The following is an 18,653-nucleotide window of genomic DNA, read 5'->3' as shown; positions in this document are numbered from 1 at the left end:
ACCGGATGTCGGAACACTCGTCCCTCACGGGAAGGGCGGGACTCTCGCGCTGTTACAGGTAGATCCCGGGCCTGTCGTTGCAACGATCCTTACGAAACGCCCGTTCTTCGGAAACTCGGAGGAAAGATCAGGAGGTCAACTGGTCACGCGTCCACGGGGCCACGCGAGTCGACCCGATCCCCGCCCTTGTAGACGGCGGCGACGTCGTCCCGAACCGCTTCGATATCCTCGAGGGGGTTCCGGTCCAGAACGACCATGTCGGCGTACTTCCCTGGCTCGAGTGAGCCAATCGAATCGTCTTCGAGCGCCTGGGCGGCGACGCTCGTTCCCGCTTTGAGCGCGTCCATTTCGCTCATCTCGACCTGTGAGACCAGCAGTTCGAATTCGATCCCGTTCTCGCCGTGGGGGTGAAGGTACGAACCGTTGCAGTCGGTCCCAAGTGCGATGGGAACGTCCGCCTCGTACGCTCGAACGATCGACTCGGCGTGGATGTCGACGTACTCTTTCCCCTTTCGAACGTGGTAGTCGGGGAGATCGTGCTCCGGTCCGTCGTGTGCGAGACGGTAGATTGCACTGAGAGTCGGGACGAGCGTCGCGCCGTGTTCGGTGGCAAGCTCGACTCCCTCGTCGTCGAACCCGATCGCGTGTTCGATGGTGTCGACTCCGTTCCGGATTGCGGCGTTGATACCTGCTGCACCCTGTGCGTGTGTCGCAACCGGAACGTCGAGTCGGTGTGCCTCTTCGGTGAACGTCCGAATCTCTTCGTCCGTGTAGTGAACGTGATCCGGCGTATCTTTCTCCGACGCCATCCCCCCGGTCGTCATGATCTTGACGACGTCGACCCCGCGTCGAAGCTCTTGCCTGACTTTCTTTCGACACTCGGGGACGCCATCCGCCAGGACGCCCAGCGTTCGATCCTCGTCGACCCACTCGTGGGGCAGCGAGTGCATGTCGACGTGGCCAGCGGTCTGTGAGAATGCACGCCCAGCCGCGTGTATCCGTGGGCCAGGAATTTCGCCAGCGTCGATTGCATCTCTGAGTCCGAGGGCGGCCACACTGCCGACGTCCCGAACCGTAGTGAATCCCGCCTCGAGGAGCCGCTTTGCATCGGTCGTGGCGACCGCTGTTTTGTACGGAACGTCCTGAGAAATGCGTTCGTACGGGGAGAACGATCGCGTTCCGTTCAGGTGAACGTGCGCATCGATGAACCCCGGAGTGATCGTTTGCTCCGAATGATCGACGATCTCAGCGCCATCGGGGACAGCAACCGACTCCTTCGGTCCTGCGGCTTGAATCCGACCGTCGTCGACGACGAGACGTGCATCGTCGACCGGCGTGTCACTGATGCCATCTACTAGTGTATGGCACTCGATAACCTTTGTACACATCGTGTCGTTCCGAGAATCGGCGCGGGCCGACTAATACGTTGTGCAAAATGTAGATTTGACTGACGTGTCCGGCCGTTCCCGCCAAACGCATCATACGGACCGTCATGAGTCCGTCCCGGTCGATCACCCGTCGGTCTGCGATCGACCGGCAATCAGCCATCGAAGACCGTATCAGTACCGTAGTCTCGAGCGCCTTGATACGGTCTACTGTCAGTCAGTTCCAGTGCGACCACAAGCAGTCCTGCGATCGTGCCGGTAGATCGGTACAACATTCGGTACGAGAGGACGGCGACGCCCGTCAGGATGTTCGTCGTCCGAAACCACACGACAGGACGTCGCTTCGGGAGCCAAACGACTCTTCGTTGATCAGCGTGAGTCGTTCTCAGACGATAATCAGACAGCAAATTTGTTCATTTTCTGCAACGTATCGATTCGGTCGACGGCGAATCCGTCGCAGGTCGCGGTTGCTGAGACTGCGATCACGATCACCAGCGATTAGTCTTGTACACATACTACAAGTAACTTCGATCCGAGATCGTGTTTGGCGTCGCAGCGATCGGACGACAAGGAACCGAGCTGGCCGCGACAGTCCTGTATCGGTTAGCCGAGATAGATGGGGTCTCAGAGCCAGCGTTTTTTCTCGATTGCTACGGCCACCAGACTATCGTCACTCGGCTTTCGTCGAGCTATTAACTTGATTACGTCGAGCGAAACCCGATCGTAAATAGGTTTGATACGCTATAGATGTGAGTTGGCTGTCCCCACAACTCGTGGCTGAGAAATCGGACGGTCGGCAGGGGAGTGTTGTTTGTTTTATACAACTATATAACGCGCAGTGACCACATCAATCACTCAACAGGCAAACGCAATCGAAGATGGAAACGAGACAATTATATTATTAGTATCGTCACAGGATAAGACCGGCTTCGAAGCACAGTTCATGTGATGCGGATTGCGGTGCCGATCGACCGGCGAAACCGCAGCCAGTGCGGCGGGTGCACCGGAACTACCTGACGTGAAACCGTATGAGAATCAGTTCTCGATCAGAGTAACCGAAACTCGAGAGTAGCGATAACCGTTCGAACATCGAACTGTTTCATGCGGACGATTACGAGTCAGTACCGGTCGAGTGCAGACCGACGGGCGATCGACCGGCAATCAGTCATCACAGATCGTACCAAAGACTGAGCGTCAATGTCAGTTATTGCCCAATGGGATACAGAAGGGAGCAAAAATATATTTCATGAATCTTGCCGTAATATAGTTTCGTATCATGAGTACACTTCGGCAACCTTCCGATCGAGTTCAGTTCATCGACACGGACGGAATGCCATTAGAGGACGTCGACCATCCATCGATGACGGATGACACGATGCTCGAGTTGTATCGTGACATGTACCTCGCTCGTCGGTTCGACCGACGAACGGTCAAGCTCAACCGAACCGGCGAGATTGGTTCCTTTCCGCCGCTGTACGGCCACGAGGCCGCGCAAGTTGCAAGCGCTCACGCCCTCGAGCCGGAAGACTGGGTGATTCCGAGCTATCGGGATCACGCTGCCTTGCACGTACACGGGCTCGACTTGGGGAACATCTTGCTCTACTACAAGGGAATCGAGCAAGGAAACGCCATTCCCGACGACGTCAACGTGTTCCCGATCAACGGCTCGGTCGGCTCACAACCACCACACGCTGTCGGCCTCGCGTGGGCTGATTCACTGGTAAACGACAGCGAAAGTGTGTACGCGTGTTACTTCGGAGACGGCGCGACCAGTCAGGGAGACGTTCACGAAGCGATGAACTTCGCCGGCGTGTTCGACACGCCGAACGTCTTCTTCTGTCAGAACAACCAGTGGGCGATTTCGGTCCCGTTCGAAAAGCAGACGGCGGCCGATTCCCTCGCGAGCCGTGCTCAGGGGTACGGGTTCGAGGGCATCCAGGTCGACGGGATGGATCCACTGGCCGTCTACGACGTGATGCGGACCGCCGTCGAAAAGGCCAAATCCCCAGCCGACGACGAACTCAGACCGACGTTCATCGAGGCGATGCTGTACCGACTGGGAGCCCACAGCACCGCCGACGACCCCACCAAGTACCGCGGGGACGAACCACCCGAAGAGTGGCAGGAGAAGGATCCGATCCCCCGATTCCGAACGTATCTCATCGAGACCGGACGTCTCGACGAAGAGGAAGACGATGCGATCCGCTCGAGCGTCGAAGACGAACTCGCGGACGTAATCGAGACGGTCAAATCGACCGAACCGCCGGATCCCGAACAGATGTTCGACCACGTCTACGAAGAGGCGACCCCGCTGCTCGAAGACCAGCGCGAACAGCTCGAGTACCTCCGCGAAACGTACGGCGACGACGAACTTACCGACCACGAGTAACATGGCTACGACAGACTCAGACCAAGACACGCAGTCGCTTACGATCGTTGAATCGGTTCAAGACGGACTCCGATCCGAAATGGCTCGAGACGACGACGTCATCGTTCTCGGCGAGGACGTCGGACAGAACGGTGGCGTCTTCCGGGCAACCGACGGTCTCTACGAGGAGTACGGTGAGGATCGCGTCGTCGATACCCCGCTCGCGGAGAGCTGTATCGCCGGTGCCGCCGTCGGCCTCGCAGCCCACGGGATGAAACCCGTCCCCGAGATGCAGTTCCTCGGCTTTAGTTACCCGGCGTTCGAGCAGATCATCAACCACGCCGCGCGGCTGCGGGCGAGAAGCTGTGGCCAGTACAGCTGTCAGATGGTCATCCGAACGCCCTACGGCGGAGGGATTAGCGCACCCGAACACCACTCGGAGTCCACCGAGACCTTCTTCGCACACTACCCAGGTCTGAAGGTCGTCGTCCCGAGTACACCCTACGACACGAAGGGGCTGTTGACCAGCGCAATTCGCGATCCGGACCCAGTCGTCTTCCTCGAGCCCGCGCGGCTGTATCGCGGCTTCAAAGACGAGGTTCCAGAGGAGTCCTACACCGTCCCGATCGGCGACGCAGCAGTCCGTCGCGAGGGATCGGACGTCTCGGTGTTTACCTGGGGCTCGATGACCCCGCCGACGCTCGAGGCCGCCGAGAACGTCGAGGACGAGATATCGGTCGAGGTCGTCGAACTTCGATCGCTGTCCCCGCTCGATACGGAGACGATCGTCGAGTCGGTCAAAAAGACCGGACGGAGCGCCGTCGTTCACGAAGCCCCGAAGTCGGTCGGACTCGGGGCCGAGGTCACCGCACGGATTCAGGAGGAAGCGTTGCTCTACCTCGAGGCACCGATCGAACGAGTTACCGGGTTCGACGTTCCGTTCCCGCTGTACTCACTCGAGGAGTTCTATCTCCCCGAGGCGACGCGCATCGAGGACGGCATCCGAACAGTCACGGAGTTCTGACATGGTCAGGGAATTCGAACTACCGGACGTCGGCGAGGGTGTTGCAGAGGGCGAACTGGTTAGCTGGTTGGTCGAAGAGGGCGACGCGGTTTCGGAAGACCAGCCGATCGCCGAGGTCGAGACGGACAAGGCGCTGGTTGACGTTCCCTCCCCCGTCGACGGGACGATTCGGGAGCTTCGGTACGAGGAAGGCGACGTGATTCCCGTCGGAGACGTCTTCGTAACCTTCGACGTCGATGGCGAGGAGCCAGTCGAATCGACCGATGACGCCGCCGACACGGCCGGGGACGACCCCGAATCAGCAGAGCACGGTGCCGGGAGCCCCGACGCAACCGGCGCGGAGGCCGACGAGGTTGCCACGCCCCAGGACCGCGTCTTCGCGCCACCGCGAGTTCGGCGGCTGGCTCGCGAGGAGGGGATCGATCTGACGTCGATCCAGGGAAGTGGCCCCGGCGGCCGGATCACCGCCGCCGACGTTCGTAGTGCCGTTGCCGGCGACTCGCAGGCGAGCACTGGCAGCGGGGTTACGAGCGCAGACGCACCTGCCGATTCCGACGCGAAGACGGGTTCAGACGTCACAGCGGCTTCCGACGCGGAGACAACCGCCGACACGAGGACAGGCCCCGAGACCGACTCGAGAGCGACGAGCCCCCCACCATCGTCGCTCGAGTCGGCGGACAGGGATCGGACACTCGCCGCCCCCGCGACCAGACGGATCGCCCGTGAGAAGGGGATCGACCTCGATTCGGTTCCGGCGGTCGAGGAGCGCGAGGGAGAGGCGTTCGTCACCAGCGAAGCCGTCGAGAACTACGCGGCGGCCCAGAAACGAGCGCAGGACGCCGATCGAGCGGCGGTCGAAGCCGGCAAACCAGTCGGCGGAGCCGGGACGGATGCGTTCGCCCCCGGCGAGTCCGAACGCCGCGAGCCGTTCCAGGGCGTTCGAAAGCGAATCGCCGAGGCGATGGTCGAATCCAAGTACAGTGCCCCTCACGTCACTCACCACGACGAAGTCGACGTGACGGCGCTCGTCGAGACACGCGAGCGACTCAAACCACGTGCCGAGGAGCGGGGGATAAACCTCACGTACATGCCGTTTATCACGAAAGCGGTCATCGCTGCCCTCAAAGAGTATCCCGAGATGAACGCCGTCCTCGACGAGGAAAACGAGGAGATCGTCTATCGCGACTACTACAACATCGGAATCGCGGCAGCAACCGACAACGGGTTGATGGTCCCGGTCGTCGAGAACGCCGATCGGAAGGGGCTGCTGTCGCTGTCCTCGGAGACGAACGAGTTGGCCAAAAAGGCACGTGAACGCTCGATCAGTCCGAGCGAACTCCGCGGGTCGACGTTTACGATCACGAACGTCGGCGGGATCGGTGGCGAGTACGCGACACCGATCCTAAACTACCCGGAATCGGGTATCCTCGGGGTCGGCGAGATCAAACGGAAACCACGCGTCGTCACCGACGAAAACGGCGAGGAGTCGATCGAGCCGCGCTCGGTACTGACGCTCTCGCTGTCGTTCGATCACCGACTGATCGACGGCGCAGTCGGTGCGAGGTTTACCAACACGGTCATAGAGCATCTAGAAAACCCCGAGTTGCTGTTGCTCGAATGATCGATCCGAACTTCCATTCAGACGAGAGAGATTCCATGATATTACGACACATTCCCACGAACGAGGTCGAAACCGATGGTCGTCGGTGACGTCACGACCGGAACGGACGTTCTGGTTATCGGTGCTGGGCCGGCCGGCTACGTAGCCGCGATTCGTGCCGGCCAGCTCGAGCTAGACGTGACGCTCGTCGAAAAGGACGCCTACGGCGGCACCTGTCTCAATCACGGCTGTATCCCGTCGAAGGCGTTGATTAGCGCAACGGACGTCGCTCACGAGGCACGCTACGCCGAGGAGATGGGGATCCACGCCGACCCCGACGTCGACTTCGGCGAGATGGTCGACTGGAAAGACGACATCGTCGAGCAACTGACCGGTGGCGTCGAGAAGCTCTGTAAAGCCAACGGCGTCGACCTGCTCGAAGGAACCGCGACGTTCGTCGACGAGAACACCGTTCGCGTCTCACACGACGGTGACGGGCAGGGCTCGGAAACGGTGTCGTTCGAACACGCCATCGTCGCCACTGGCTCGCGCCCGATCGAAATCCCGAACTTCTCCTACGCGGACGAACCCGTTCTGAACTCACGGCAGGCACTCGCCCTCGAGTCCGTTCCCGACTCGCTCGTCATCGTCGGAGCCGGGTACATCGGAATGGAACTGGCGAGCGTTTTCGCCAAACTCGGAACCGACGTGACGGTGATCGAGATGCGTGACTCGATCCTGCCTGGGTACGACGACGATCTGACACGGCCAGTGAGACAGCGAGCAGACGATCTCGGCATCGAGTTCGAGTTCGGTTACACGGCCTCGGAGTGGCACGAGCACGGCGACGACGGCGGGATTCGGGTCCTCGCCGAACGGGCCGCGACCGACGGCGGTGTCGCAGCCGGCGAAACGACAGACACCGGCGACGCTCTCAGTCTCGAGGCCGACAGTGTCCTGGTCGCCGTCGGTCGCGAACCCGTCTCGGACACGCCCGACCTCGCGGCCGCCGGTGTAGAAACCGACGAGCGCGGCTTCGTCGAGACCGATTCGCAAGCACGCACATCCACTGAGCACATCTTCGCCGTCGGCGACGTCGCCGGAGAACCGATGCTCGCCCACAAAAGCAGTGCGGAGGGTGCAGTCGCCGCCGCAGTTATCGCAGGCGAGCCCGCGGCGATCGACCACCAGGCGATACCCGCCGTCGTCTTTACCGATCCAGAGATCGCGACGATCGGGCTGAGCGAGGCGGAGGCCATCGACTCCGGCTTCGAGACGGTTACCGGGCAGTTCCCGTTCCAGGCCAGCGGTCGCGCGCTGACGACCGGCGAGTCGGACGGGTTCGTCACGGTCGTCGCCGACGCCGAGGCGGGCTACGTACTCGGCGCGAGCATCGTCGGGCCCGAGGCCTCCGAACTGATCGCCGAACTCGGCCTCGCGATCGAACTCGGCGCGACACTCGAGGACGTCGCCTCGACGGTTCATGCTCACCCGACGCTGTCGGAGTCGGTGATGGAAGCGGCCGAGAACGCACTCGGGGAAGCGATCCACACACTGAACCGGTAACTGAGTCTGTCGTCCGACGCTTTGGCGCTGGTCGCTCGTCGTTCTCGCTGATCCCTCGGATTCAGGGACAATTATGAGTGGATAGAGGTTGGCACCAACGATCGCAAAGAGCTGTTTACGTGTGGTGAACGAACTCGATCCGTAGCCTGCTGACGGTAGTGTTTCGAAACGCGTTGTACGCGACGAGACGGACCGTCGGTCGGACGATCGACGGGACTGGCGGTTCGGGGTAGCTTTCCCTCGAATCGAACAGATCAACACCACACGCGGTTATTTCCGGCTCCGAAAACTGCCCGAGCAGGGTGAAGGACTGATCGAGAATTACGACGTCCCTGATACCGTCGGTCTCGGTTAGCACACCCTCTCCCCAGACGCCACTCCAGCGACTCGAGTCTCAGTCTCGAGCGATATGAACGCTACAGGACACATATTCTATATGGTAGAAAGGGCGACTACCTCGTTCCCATATCTTTTCTGTATGGAGGGCAGCCAGGTTAGCGCACATACCTCACTGTCCGGGAGATCACCCGCGCCAGACCGAACGCCAACACACCACTCCCAATATACGACCGCTTTGTAGTACGGTCACCCATCCTCCGACGACGCCCCGTACTCGATTACCGATCGGCGCAGGAACTCGTAGGAAATCGTCGACGATTCGTCATCGATGAGCGTGTCTCGAGCGGCGTTGGTGACGACTTTCTTGATGTCCCGGGCGGTGAACCCCTTCGTCCCAGATGCCAGCGTTTCGATTTCGGATTCGGAGATCGTGTGTGGTCGTTCTCGAAGTTGGACCGCGAACATCTCCTTTCGCGTCTGGGCATCCGGCTTGCCGATTCGGATCGTCTCGTCGAATCGACTGAGCGCAGCGGGATCGATCTGATCGTACTCGTTCGTGGCACCGATAAACAAGATCCCCCGCTCTCCGGCACCCTCCAGGTGGTTGAGAAATTCGTTGACGGCCTTTCGATCTTCGTTGTGCTGATTCACGCTGCTTCGCGCCCTGAGAACGGAATCGATCTCGTCGATGAAGAGGACCACGCCACCTGCGTCAGCCGCCAGGGCATCCGCTTCTTCGAACAGTGTGGATATCTGACTCGGTGTCTCGTTTACGATCTCCGAGAGGATGTTTCCCCCGCTCAGGAACGCACTCGGATACGGGAGTTCGCCCGCGATAGCCTCCGCGAGGTACGTCTTTCCCGTTCCGGGTGGTCCATAGAGCAACAGACTCGGGATCGGAATGCCGAGCTCTTCGGCCTGCTCACGTCGATCCCGGTACGGGATGATGATCCGGCGTCGAACTGACCGACAGAGTTCCCTGCGCCCGCCGTATTCGTCCAGCGTCGTACTCGTCGACGTCGACCAGTCGTACGTACAGGCATCGATCAGTTCCTGGACGGAGTCCATCCCCTCACTCTGTGCTGGCCGATTCTGTCCGTTCCCCGTGGGGGCGGGTTTCGGCGGCTGTGTTGTTTCAGACGGCGGTTCCGGCGGCTGTGGTGATTCAGACGGCGACTCCGTCGATTCTGACGGATCCCTCACTCGAGCCGTCTTCATCGGAGTGATCGTCCCCTCGGTCAGTTGTGGAACGTGAGTGACCCGGAAGTTCGGTCGTTCCGACAGTTCGAACGACTCCTTCTCCAGTTCCCTCGCGTAATGGTGAAGGGATTTCGGCTCGATCTCGTCGAGAATCTTTTGAACTAACGCGCGTCCGTCTGTTTTGCTGAACAGTTTGAAGACGAGAGCGAACGGTGTGTTCGTCGGGTTGACGAAGATCACGTCGGTTACTTCGTTCCCGTCGACCGACTCGTCGAACGAATTTACGACCAGGTGAGCCGAACCGTTGTACGCTTCCGCGAACCGTTCTTCATCGCACGTGTAAACCGTTAGCCCAACAGCGTTGTCCAACCCAACGTTCGTGATCTCGCCGTCGAAATACTGCCCAGGGTCGACCCCTGTTTTACCGACGATATCGAGGACGAAACTATCGGTATCGGCGGCTCCGGCGACGAACGACAACCGATCGTCCGTTTCCTTCTGGAATCGTCGGACGTGAGCGACGGGATCGTTGACGACGAAATCACCCAGGAGTTCCGCCTGGATAACGTTCCCCGGACGGAGCGATTGCATCGACTGCGTGAACTCCGAGTCACCGTACTGGGAGAGAAGCTGAACGGACGGGTGTGTTCGAACGCCGTCCTCGGACACGCCGTCGGGGAGTTCGACGAGTTTCGTATCCGAATCGAGGACAACTGCGTGAAGATAGTTCGATTCCACCCGGACGATCCGACACGTTACCGTCGCGTTGGGGAACGACTGATAGCTCCGTTGTTGATCCGTATCCGCATCTGTCTCAGACATAGTTGCGAGTCTCGAGTTGGTCGTGGATCCGTCCGCACGGCTCCGAGTTAGGTAAAAAACGAAGTACGTTCAATAGTAGCTTCGGGTTCGCCGCTGGTTTCCCCGTGGTCGAACTCGAGGATTCAGCTATTGCGGATCCGTAAACGGAACGGCCGCTCGTCGTGTAAGCCGTAGTAGCCACTGAACGTCGTTGCACACCCGTTCGCTATAGTAATCGTTGAAACGATCACTAGAGTATCGACCCGGAGAGCGGACGGGCCGGACGCCGAGAGACAGCTACGAGCGGTGGTAGATCGATTCAGTTGTTCCGCGTCCACAATAGTTGCAATAGCCAACTATTTAGAATAGGTGACTGAGGTAGCTATCCCATTCGTGAGGTGGAGAAATTCACACCCCAGCACGCGAAACGCGACCCGAAAACAGCCGACAGAAAGCGAGATAGCCGTACACCGTCACGATCGAACCCTCGAAATCGAGAGACCATCGGGACAGCAATCAGGGCAGACGAACGCACGGAAGGGAACACTCGGAGAGAGCGAACGCGCAGGATCGAACGACGAGCGGGCGGTACTAGTCCGGTCGCGTCGCGTGGAACGGCAGCCCTTCGACGCCGTCACGCTGGAAGGCGTCGATGGTCGAGTTGACCTCGTGGTACTCGAGGATGTTCTCCTGGATCATGCGTTCGATGATGTCGGCGCGGAACTGCAGGTCGTCGTAGATGTCCCGGGTGTCCGCGTAGCCGAGGAGGGTCGCGATCTGTTCTTCGAGCACGTAGGAGTTGTTCATCCCCTGGAAGACGATTTCGTCCTCGACAGGGTCCCAGTAGAAGACCTGTCGAGTGACGACGCCATCCATCTGCTCGGAGTAGCCCTCGATCTCCTGGACGCTCGTCACCCGGCGGAGCACGTCGTCTCCTTGCTTGACGCGGTTCTGGAACAGCGCGACGTCGGCGTTGTCCATGAACGTCTCGGGGACATTGATCGGGTCCCCGGTAAAACGCTGGATCATCGAGACGATGTCGCTGGCGTGGAACGTCAGCATGACCGGGTGGCCGGTCTGGGCCGCCTGGAACGCCATTCGGCCCTCCTCACCACGAACCTCGCCCACGACGATGTACTCGGGGCGAGAACGGAGTGCGGCCTCGACGAGATTGAACATGTCGACGTCGACGCTGTCCTCGCTTTGGCTCTCTCGAGTCAACAGTTGCTGCCAGGTGTCGTGGGGTGGCAACACCTCAGCCGTGTCCTCCGCGGTGTAGATCTTCGAATCCCGCGGGATAAAGGACATAATGGAGTTCAGCGTCGTCGTCTTGCCGGAGGCCGTCTCGCCGACGACGAACACCGTCCGCTCGTTTTCGAGACAGAGCCACAGATACGCAGCCAGTTCCGGCGAAAGCGTCCCCCAGTTCGTAATCTGGGTGACGGTAAGCGGAACCTCGTCGCCCTGGCGGATCGTGAGGCTCGGTCCTTTGACGCTTACGTCGTCGCTGTAAATGACGTTCAGACGCGATCCGTCCGGCAACGTCGAGTCGATGATCGGCTCCGCATCCGTCATCGGATTCCCGATGCGCTCACCCATGTTCGACAGCCAGCGGTCGAACTCCTCCCTGGTGCCGAAGTCGACGGTCGTCTCGACCATGCCGTAGACGCCGTGGTCGACGTAACACTCGCTGGGTCCGATCACGTGGATGTCCTCGTTCGCCGGATCCCGCATGACCGGCTCGAGTGGACCAAGTCCGACGATGTCGCGATTCAACCGATAGCGGATGTTCTCGTAGGTCTCCCGAGAGACCTCCTGAATCCCCGGGTGGAACCTGACTTTGAGCTGCTCGATGATGTTGTCGACCTCCTCGCCTTTGATGTGGGTCGACTCCTCGAGCAGTTCCTCGATCCGATCGTCGTACTCCGCTTCCTTCTCCGGAGCCTGCTTGCTCGCGCTTCGGCGAAGCAACGAGTCTTTGACGTGAGAGAAAACGACCTGTTCGTCCTCGGAGAGCGTCGGTTCGACGGCGAAGTACTGCATCTTCGTTCCGACGTCGCCGTAGACGTGACTGTAGATCGGACCACCGACGGGATACAACACGTTCGGATGTTCAGCCTCGTACTCCGAAGTCGGCTCGTTGATCAGTATCGGAAACTCGCCGGTGATCTGGCGAAACTTCTTCAGGTGCTCGCGAAGATGCGGCCGACGAGCCGCCAGCTCCTGGAGTTCGTCCGACGGCTTCGGCGTTCCCATTTCAGTCATTGACTGGAAATCAGGCGACGCTCCTGTTCTCGATGACGATTCCGACACCGGACCGAACCGAGTAACCGACGCGGTCACCGACCTGTTCGCCCATCCCGGCAAAGCGCTTGATAAACAGCTGTCGCCGGATATCGTTGCCGACCTCGATCATCTCGAGTTCGATAAAGACGTCCGCGATCGACCGGAACGGACCGATCGCCTCCTCGCCGACGGTGGAAGGGTCGACCGTGAGGATGACGACTTTCCCCTGGGAGATCACGTTCCTGAAAAAGGAAATGATCTCGAGAGCGGCCTGACGTTCCTCGTTTTCCCGGACCAGCGCCTCGAACTTCGGATCGTTGCGCAGTATCGCGTCGAACGTATCGATAATGATCACGTCCGCCGACCAGATCGTCTCCTCGTCCATGAGGTCGGTAAGGAGATCCTGCCGGTTTTGCTCGTCGGGATCGGAAGAGAGCACGCCACCGCTGTCTAAATCGCCGTGGAGGAACAACAGGTTCTCGAACAGCAGGTGTTCCTCGACGTTGTAGTTCAGCGAGTTCATCTGATCGACGAACCCCTTGACCTCGAGTTCCGTCGAGAGAAACGTCACTGACTTGCCCGTCTCGCACAGCCCGTAGGTGAACCGCTGTGAGATCGCACTCTTTCCCGCCCCGTAATCGCCCTCCATCAGGACGATACTTCCGGTCGGAATGCCGCCACCGAGTTCCTTGTTGAGGCGATCGCGATCGTCGAGACCGATAGAGAAGATATTATTTTGGTGACTCATACCTATCGTCGTGGCCCCTCGTCAGCCCCAGAGAACAGCGACGTGATTAGTTCGACTTGCCACCGCTCGAGTTCTGAATCCCCGCCGCGTTCGACGACCGGTTTGACGGATTCACGGTCGCCCCGCTCGACCTCACGGACCTCCGACTGTGCACCCGGTTCAAGGACCGATCGAGCGGTGGCCTCGTCGTGGTCGGGACGTGGTTCTCGGAGTTCGATCCCCGACTCCGAGAGGATAACGTCCGAGTCGACCCAGATCATCCGCTGGTCGCGCTCCGGCGCGTCCCGGTCGGCGACAACCGGACGGTCGGGCTCGTCCGCCTCGACCACCGACCGGTCAGCGTCGTCGACCGAATCGCTCCGGCCGGTCGACTCGGATTCGTCGATGTGGATCTTGCAGGCGGATCCAGCACTCGCCTCCCGGTCTTCGTCGTCGACCGAATCGTCCGTTGACAGCTCGAGCGAGGTGGCATCCCGATCCGTCTTTGCATCGACAGTCGTCTCGCGCGAGTGTCCGTCGGCGTCGGGCGACGGCGGGTCGATCGCTTCTTCGGTGAACGAAACCTCCATCTCCGCGGGAGAGTCGGTCGGTGCGAACGAGTCGGACTCCTCGGTCACGTTCGAGTTGGCATCCTCGACGGTATCCCCGGTCGTGGACGGTTCGAGATCGTCAGGCCGGTCGTCCGTAACGCCCTCTTCGACCAGCCACTGATCGAATGGGACACGTTTTTTCTCGGGCGTCGCGATCCGGTTGATCCACCAGAGACTTCGTTTGTGGTCGACGCCGAGTGCGGAACTCGGCTCGGGATCGTCGACGTCAGGGCCGTCCTCGAACCCGTTTAAGGTCGTTAGCAGGTAGGACTCGACGGATGGATCGATCCATCGAATCGAGCCGTAAAATCGAATCGTCCGCGCCGCCCCGTTCAACCCGACCTCGTCGACGAGGTAGTCGAGCCAGTCCATCACGACGAACTCGGTGTCGTACGCCGACGGGATCGACCCGAGATACGGCCGGCCGCCATCGTCCCACGGCGGGTCCGGAAGTGACGGTTCCTCGGATGCGTCGGCGTCGTCGACGGCCGCTCCGCCAGCGTCCGCTGGCAGGGGATCGTCCGCCTCGAAGCCGGCGTCGTCGGTCTCGAGGTCGTCACCGTCGGCATCGGGTTCCGCCAGGGAATCGTCCGCAGCCAGTGGGTCGTCCGACTCGTCGTCCGCCTGCACGTCGTCGAATGGGTCGTCCGGCTCGTCCAGTTCGGAGTCGGACTCGGCGTCTAGTTCGGAACCAGAGTCGGCTGAATCCGCACCGACGTCTTCCTCGTCCTCCCAGTCGGCATCGCCGGAGTCGTACTGTGACTTTAACTCGTCAAACGAGAGGTCGCCGCCATCGTCGTCGGTTTCGTCGTCCGCTTCGAGATCGGCAAACTCGTCGTCTTCATCGAGGTCGCTAAATTCGTCGCCCTCCTCGGGGTCGGCAAACTCGTCGTCTTCGTCGAGGTCGCTAAATTCGTCGCCCTCCTCGGGGTCGGCAAACTCCTCGTCGTCCTCGTCGTCGATCAAACTCTCGTCGAGGAACGCCTCCGCTTCGGCGTTCGCGATGTCCTCGTCGACGTCCTCCTGGTCGTCGCCGTCGTCTTGGCCGTCGAACAAACTCTGGCCGCCGAAGTTGCCCGATCCTTGGGCACCGCCGTCGAACGTGTCGCTCAACGAATCGCCCTCGACGAACGGGTTGACACCCTGTGTAACCATCTCGTACACCTCGAGGAGTTTCCGGATGTTCTCTTCGATCTCCTCTAAGGATTCGCCGATCTGTTCGTTCTCGCTTTGGACCGTGTTGACCGTCGACGAGAGCGAACCGACCTCGTTTTCCATCTCCTCGACGCGAGCTTCGATCTCACTCGAGACGCCGCCGGTATCCTCGTCCATGCCGTCGAACGTCGCGTCACCGCCGTCGCCCATCTCGAATTCGGCCTCACCGCCCATTTCGTCGCCCTCGCCGAGGAGGTCGTCGTCGGAGCCGGAACCGTCGTCACCGAGGAGAGTATCGTCGGAGCCGGAGCCGTCGTCGAAGAGATCGGCGTCATCCATCCCGCCACCCATACTCCCGCTGCCGCCGTCGGTGGCGCTCTCGCCGCCGCCCGTCGACGTTCCGGGCATGAGCGCCTCCTCGCTCATCCCTCCCGCGAGATTGCCGTCCGCGAGGGGGTCATCACCGTTCCCGGAGTCAGTACTCCCGTCGTCGTCCTCGTTTCCGAGTATATTACCGATTATGGACAGTAACATGGTGAACCCATCACGTTGACGGCGCCGCACTCGAGACCGGACCGACGGCCGACCAGACCCGTATCGTCCCGTTCAGTACGGTCTCGAAACCTCATCTGTGAACACTATACGAACCTACGTATTAAGTGATTTCGGCCGATGTGACGACTGTCCGACGAAGGTCAGACGAGCGGCGACGGAACGCGTTTCGACCGTATACTGTCAGTATATCCAACAAATGATTCTTTTCGGTTCGGATAGAACTCTCCGTAGGGGCAGCGAATGACGGACAGCAACAACGAGAAAAACCCGAAAGAAAACGCCGACGTGCCGCCCGTACTTCCGGGCGAACAGCCATCGGGATCGTCCGCCGGTGGGGGCGCGTTGTCGCCCGAGGACCTCGACTTTACGGAGAGTCCGTACGTCTCAGAGGTCTCCGACGGGCGATACGTCGTCTCGGCGGACCACAGCCCACCGAACGTCGCCGACGATACACGTTCCTCGCCGCCACAGTCACGAAGCCGATCAAACCCACAGCCGACGCAGAAGTCAGATACGGACGAGACGGGGACCGATCGAGCCGCCGATGCACAGCGAGACCACCAGCCAATACAGAGCCCGGAAGCCGCCCGGTCGATACTCGCGAACGAACTCGAGCGAGCCGACGCCAGGTTCGCAGTCGATATCGTCTCCCAGTTCGACGACAACGGCGTTCGACACCGAACGACCTCGGACGATCCGATCGGTATTTTCGACAACCTCGTCCTCTGGTACGCACAGCACGTCGCACCGGAGACGCCGACCCAGCGGACCACGTCGCTGCTGATGGCCAAATCCGAATTCACGCCACCGCTGTCGCCAGCACAGATCCGTCGAACCGCGCGAGCCCACGGTCTCAACAGATCCAGCACCCTCGGCGACCTCCTCGACGCACTCGAGGACTGATACGGTTTGCTGTAACGGTGTATCGCAGACCGGATGGCAGGAACTGTTGGCAGCCATTACCAGTGACCGCTGACCTCACTCGAGCGATCACTGCCACCGACCGACAGTCGGAAACAGCAAGCGGTCAGGAGCCGTTCAGGAAGATTACTGCTGCCATATACAGCGTCAGCAAAATCGCAAACCCGAACAGAACGAGTCCGCTCTGAGCCGACTGAATCGCGCGTGATTTCGCGTCGTCACTGACACCGTGTCCAATCATACGTGGTTACCTGCCACTCGTCGCTATCGACTCATTGATCTTGTGGCCGCAGGCGTCGGCCGAAGTCACCACCGGTCGATCGTCGAAGCGCGAAAGGCGGTTAGAGATCGACCGAGATGATCAGATCGACCAATCGCTCGGTCAGCGTGCCGGTGATCGCACCCACCCAGAGCAACGCGGTAAAGTGGAGATAGGAGTTGCCGAAATGGCCGCCGTCAGCAACCCGAAGCACGAGCGACGAGATAAATGCGTTGAAGATCAACACGAAGACGATGAGAAACCGAAGGACGGGAACGTTGTACTGTTCTGTGTGGACGAGCGAGCCGCCGAGGACCTGTCCCTCGAGGTCGATCTCGAACGTCGAGAGCATCAGCGAGAGCTCGAGTCCGATGAAAAACGAGAACGACGACGCCGCCGTGATTCCGTAGATGACGCCGACGAGCGTCGTCGTTTGCTGGCGACGTTCCTCGCGCAGGTTGACGATCTCGCTCATGTTCTGGCTGATGAGTTCGCCGAGTCGTTTCGGTCCGCCACCCATGTCGCGACCGACGAGATACATCTCGCTGAACTTCTGGACCAGAAACGAGTGTGAATCGCCAGTGAAGAGCCGCCAGGATTTCTCCGTGTTCAGCCGCATGTTCAACCGACGATAGAGGTCGTTGATATCGGGCGTCAGCGGCCCGAAGTCCTTCGTTCGAAGCGTGGCCAGTACCTCGGTCGTCGTGCTCTGTTTGACGCTCTCGCTGGTACCCAACGCACGGATGAAGTTGGGAAACTCCCGGTCCCGATCGAAGACGCGCCGTTCCTCGTAGAGAAAGATACCCCCCGGGATCAAAAGCGGAAGCGTCGCGATCGGCATATACAACAGCAACGGTACCGAACCGAACCGAATCGTCGCCGTTCCCGGGAGGAGCTCGAAGAACGCGAGCGTCATCCCGACGATCACCAGCACGCTAAGGCCGACGCCGGCGATCGTCGACCCGAGCATCCGTTTTTTCGTCGCGGTTCGGTAGCCGTCCTCGAGGTACCAGATCGGGTCGTCCGGGACGACCGCACGGATGACGAAGAAGAAACCGATCTGGACGAACACGAACAGCACGATGACGATGCTCGTCGTCAGCGTCGGGTTGTTCCCCGTCAAAAGCGGCAAGACAATCGCGAACACCAGTGCGAACGTCATCGAGATGATAAGCGAGAGATAGAGGTCTTTCAACACGTCGAGGTTCGACAACGACTGGCGGTAGACGGTGGAGTACTTGTCGATGAGGACGTCCTGTTCCTGAAAGAGGAACTCGTCGAGTTCCTGACCGGCACCGAGCGTGTACGCGAGGCGCTCGAGGAGGTCCTCGACGGATTCGCTCGGAACCTCCTTGGCGCGTCGCCGACAGGCGTCGTCGAGGCTCAGGTGCCAGACGTCGACGAGGTCGACGACCCGTTGCATCTCGTCGGCGAGTTCGCCGTACTCCTCTTCCTGGGCGAGTTTTCTCATGACCTCCATCCGATCGATGTTCGTCGTCGAGAGGATCGTCATGTGGATGACAAAGAGGTGGAACCGATTTTCCATCTCGATTCGGCGCTGGTCGACCGCGAGCCGTGGGTAGCCGATCGCCGATACGAGAATGAGCAAGCCCAAAACGGGAACGAGGAGACGGACGACGAGAAACGTCTCGAGGAACATCGCGACGGCGACCGTGCCAGCGAAAAACGCAAACGCCGGCAGCAAGATCAAGAGGACGTAGATCCTCGCCGGGAGCTCCATCTCGTCGTAGGCCTGAATAATGGACCTGCTCAGGTCGTTGATGGATGCTCCGTCACTGGCTAGTACCATATCTCCACCCGCGTCTCACAAATTACGTCGGTCTGCACCCCATACA

General features: G+C 60.3%; 12 protein-coding genes. 5 read left to right on the top strand and 7 right to left on the bottom strand.

What is annotated here, in order from left to right:
- Positions 1-143 precede the first annotated feature (143 nt).
- Positions 144-1,388, bottom strand: a complete 1,245-nt coding sequence (locus FYC77_RS12350) for a metal-dependent hydrolase family protein (protein ID WP_149081804.1) — start codon at positions 1,386-1,388, stop codon at positions 144-146.
- A 1,273-nt stretch (positions 1,389-2,661) separates the two neighbouring features.
- On the opposite strand from FYC77_RS12350, the gene pdhA reads away from it, so the two are divergent.
- The 4 genes from pdhA to lpdA all read left to right on the top strand — a co-directional run bounded on the left by pdhA (position 2,662) and on the right by lpdA (position 7,943).
- Entirely contained in the window at positions 2,662-3,774 is a 1,113-nt protein-coding gene (pdhA, locus tag FYC77_RS12345; protein WP_149081803.1) for a pyruvate dehydrogenase (acetyl-transferring) E1 component subunit alpha, read from the top strand.
- Position 3,775: 1 nt separating this feature from the next.
- Positions 3,776-4,777, top strand: coding sequence for an alpha-ketoacid dehydrogenase subunit beta (locus FYC77_RS12340; protein ID WP_149081802.1), 1,002 nt, complete (start codon positions 3,776-3,778; stop codon positions 4,775-4,777).
- A gap of 1 nt (position 4,778) precedes the next feature.
- Positions 4,779-6,398, top strand: coding sequence for a dihydrolipoamide acetyltransferase family protein (locus FYC77_RS12335; protein WP_149081801.1), 1,620 nt, complete (start codon positions 4,779-4,781; stop codon positions 6,396-6,398).
- Between the two features lie 75 nt (positions 6,399-6,473).
- Complete coding sequence (gene lpdA, locus FYC77_RS12330; RefSeq protein WP_149081800.1) at positions 6,474-7,943, top strand: dihydrolipoyl dehydrogenase; 1,470 nt, start codon at positions 6,474-6,476, stop codon at positions 7,941-7,943.
- A 115-nt stretch (positions 7,944-8,058) separates the two neighbouring features.
- Here the strand turns inward: lpdA and FYC77_RS12325 are convergent, their stop codons facing one another.
- From FYC77_RS12325 to FYC77_RS12305, 5 genes are all read right to left on the bottom strand, one after another.
- On the bottom strand, positions 8,059-8,301 hold the full coding sequence (locus FYC77_RS12325; RefSeq protein ID WP_149081799.1) for a hypothetical protein: 243 nt from the start codon (positions 8,299-8,301) through the stop codon (positions 8,059-8,061).
- A gap of 227 nt (positions 8,302-8,528) precedes the next feature.
- On the bottom strand, positions 8,529-10,304 hold the full coding sequence (locus FYC77_RS12320) for an AAA family ATPase (protein ID WP_149081798.1): 1,776 nt from the start codon (positions 10,302-10,304) through the stop codon (positions 8,529-8,531).
- A 570-nt stretch (positions 10,305-10,874) separates the two neighbouring features.
- Complete coding sequence (locus FYC77_RS12315) at positions 10,875-12,548, bottom strand: type II/IV secretion system ATPase subunit (RefSeq protein ID WP_149081797.1); 1,674 nt, start codon at positions 12,546-12,548, stop codon at positions 10,875-10,877.
- Between the two features lie 10 nt (positions 12,549-12,558).
- Positions 12,559-13,317: an ATPase domain-containing protein gene (locus FYC77_RS12310; RefSeq protein ID WP_149081796.1), complete on the bottom strand. Its 759-nt coding sequence runs from the start codon at positions 13,315-13,317 to the stop codon at positions 12,559-12,561.
- Positions 13,318-13,319: 2 nt separating this feature from the next.
- Positions 13,320-15,596, bottom strand: coding sequence for a FlaD/FlaE family flagellar protein (locus FYC77_RS12305; protein WP_149081795.1), 2,277 nt, complete (start codon positions 15,594-15,596; stop codon positions 13,320-13,322).
- Between the two features lie 261 nt (positions 15,597-15,857).
- On the opposite strand from FYC77_RS12305, the gene FYC77_RS12300 reads away from it, so the two are divergent.
- Complete coding sequence (locus FYC77_RS12300; protein WP_149081794.1) at positions 15,858-16,520, top strand: DUF7500 family protein; 663 nt, start codon at positions 15,858-15,860, stop codon at positions 16,518-16,520.
- Positions 16,521-16,879: 359 nt separating this feature from the next.
- Here FYC77_RS12300 and flaJ read toward each other — a convergent pair whose 3' ends face one another.
- Positions 16,880-18,607: an archaellar assembly protein FlaJ gene (gene flaJ, locus FYC77_RS12295; RefSeq protein ID WP_149081793.1), complete on the bottom strand. Its 1,728-nt coding sequence runs from the start codon at positions 18,605-18,607 to the stop codon at positions 16,880-16,882.
- Positions 18,608-18,653 lie beyond the last annotated feature (46 nt).

The organism is Natrialba swarupiae, from assembly GCF_008245225.1.
Taxonomy (GTDB): Archaea; Halobacteriota; Halobacteria; order Halobacteriales; family Natrialbaceae; genus Natrarchaeobius; species Natrarchaeobius swarupiae.
The sequence above is the reverse complement of the archived record's forward strand: the minus strand, read 5'-3'. Positions and strand labels throughout refer to the sequence as shown.

Coding starts and splice junctions, on each gene's coding strand:
- FYC77_RS12350 (WP_149081804.1), bottom strand. CDS start 1,388: ATGTGTACAAAGGTTATCGAGTGCCATACACTAGTAGATGGCATCAGT.
- pdhA (WP_149081803.1), top strand. CDS start 2,662: ATGAGTACACTTCGGCAACCTTCCGATCGAGTTCAGTTCATCGACACG.
- FYC77_RS12340 (WP_149081802.1), top strand. CDS start 3,776: ATGGCTACGACAGACTCAGACCAAGACACGCAGTCGCTTACGATCGTT.
- FYC77_RS12335 (WP_149081801.1), top strand. CDS start 4,779: ATGGTCAGGGAATTCGAACTACCGGACGTCGGCGAGGGTGTTGCAGAG.
- lpdA (WP_149081800.1), top strand. CDS start 6,474: ATGGTCGTCGGTGACGTCACGACCGGAACGGACGTTCTGGTTATCGGT.
- FYC77_RS12320 (WP_149081798.1), bottom strand. CDS start 10,304: ATGTCTGAGACAGATGCGGATACGGATCAACAACGGAGCTATCAGTCG.
- FYC77_RS12315 (WP_149081797.1), bottom strand. CDS start 12,548: ATGACTGAAATGGGAACGCCGAAGCCGTCGGACGAACTCCAGGAGCTG.
- FYC77_RS12310 (WP_149081796.1), bottom strand. CDS start 13,317: ATGAGTCACCAAAATAATATCTTCTCTATCGGTCTCGACGATCGCGAT.
- FYC77_RS12305 (WP_149081795.1), bottom strand. CDS start 15,596: ATGTTACTGTCCATAATCGGTAATATACTCGGAAACGAGGACGACGAC.
- FYC77_RS12300 (WP_149081794.1), top strand. CDS start 15,858: ATGACGGACAGCAACAACGAGAAAAACCCGAAAGAAAACGCCGACGTG.
- flaJ (WP_149081793.1), bottom strand. CDS start 18,607: ATGGTACTAGCCAGTGACGGAGCATCCATCAACGACCTGAGCAGGTCC.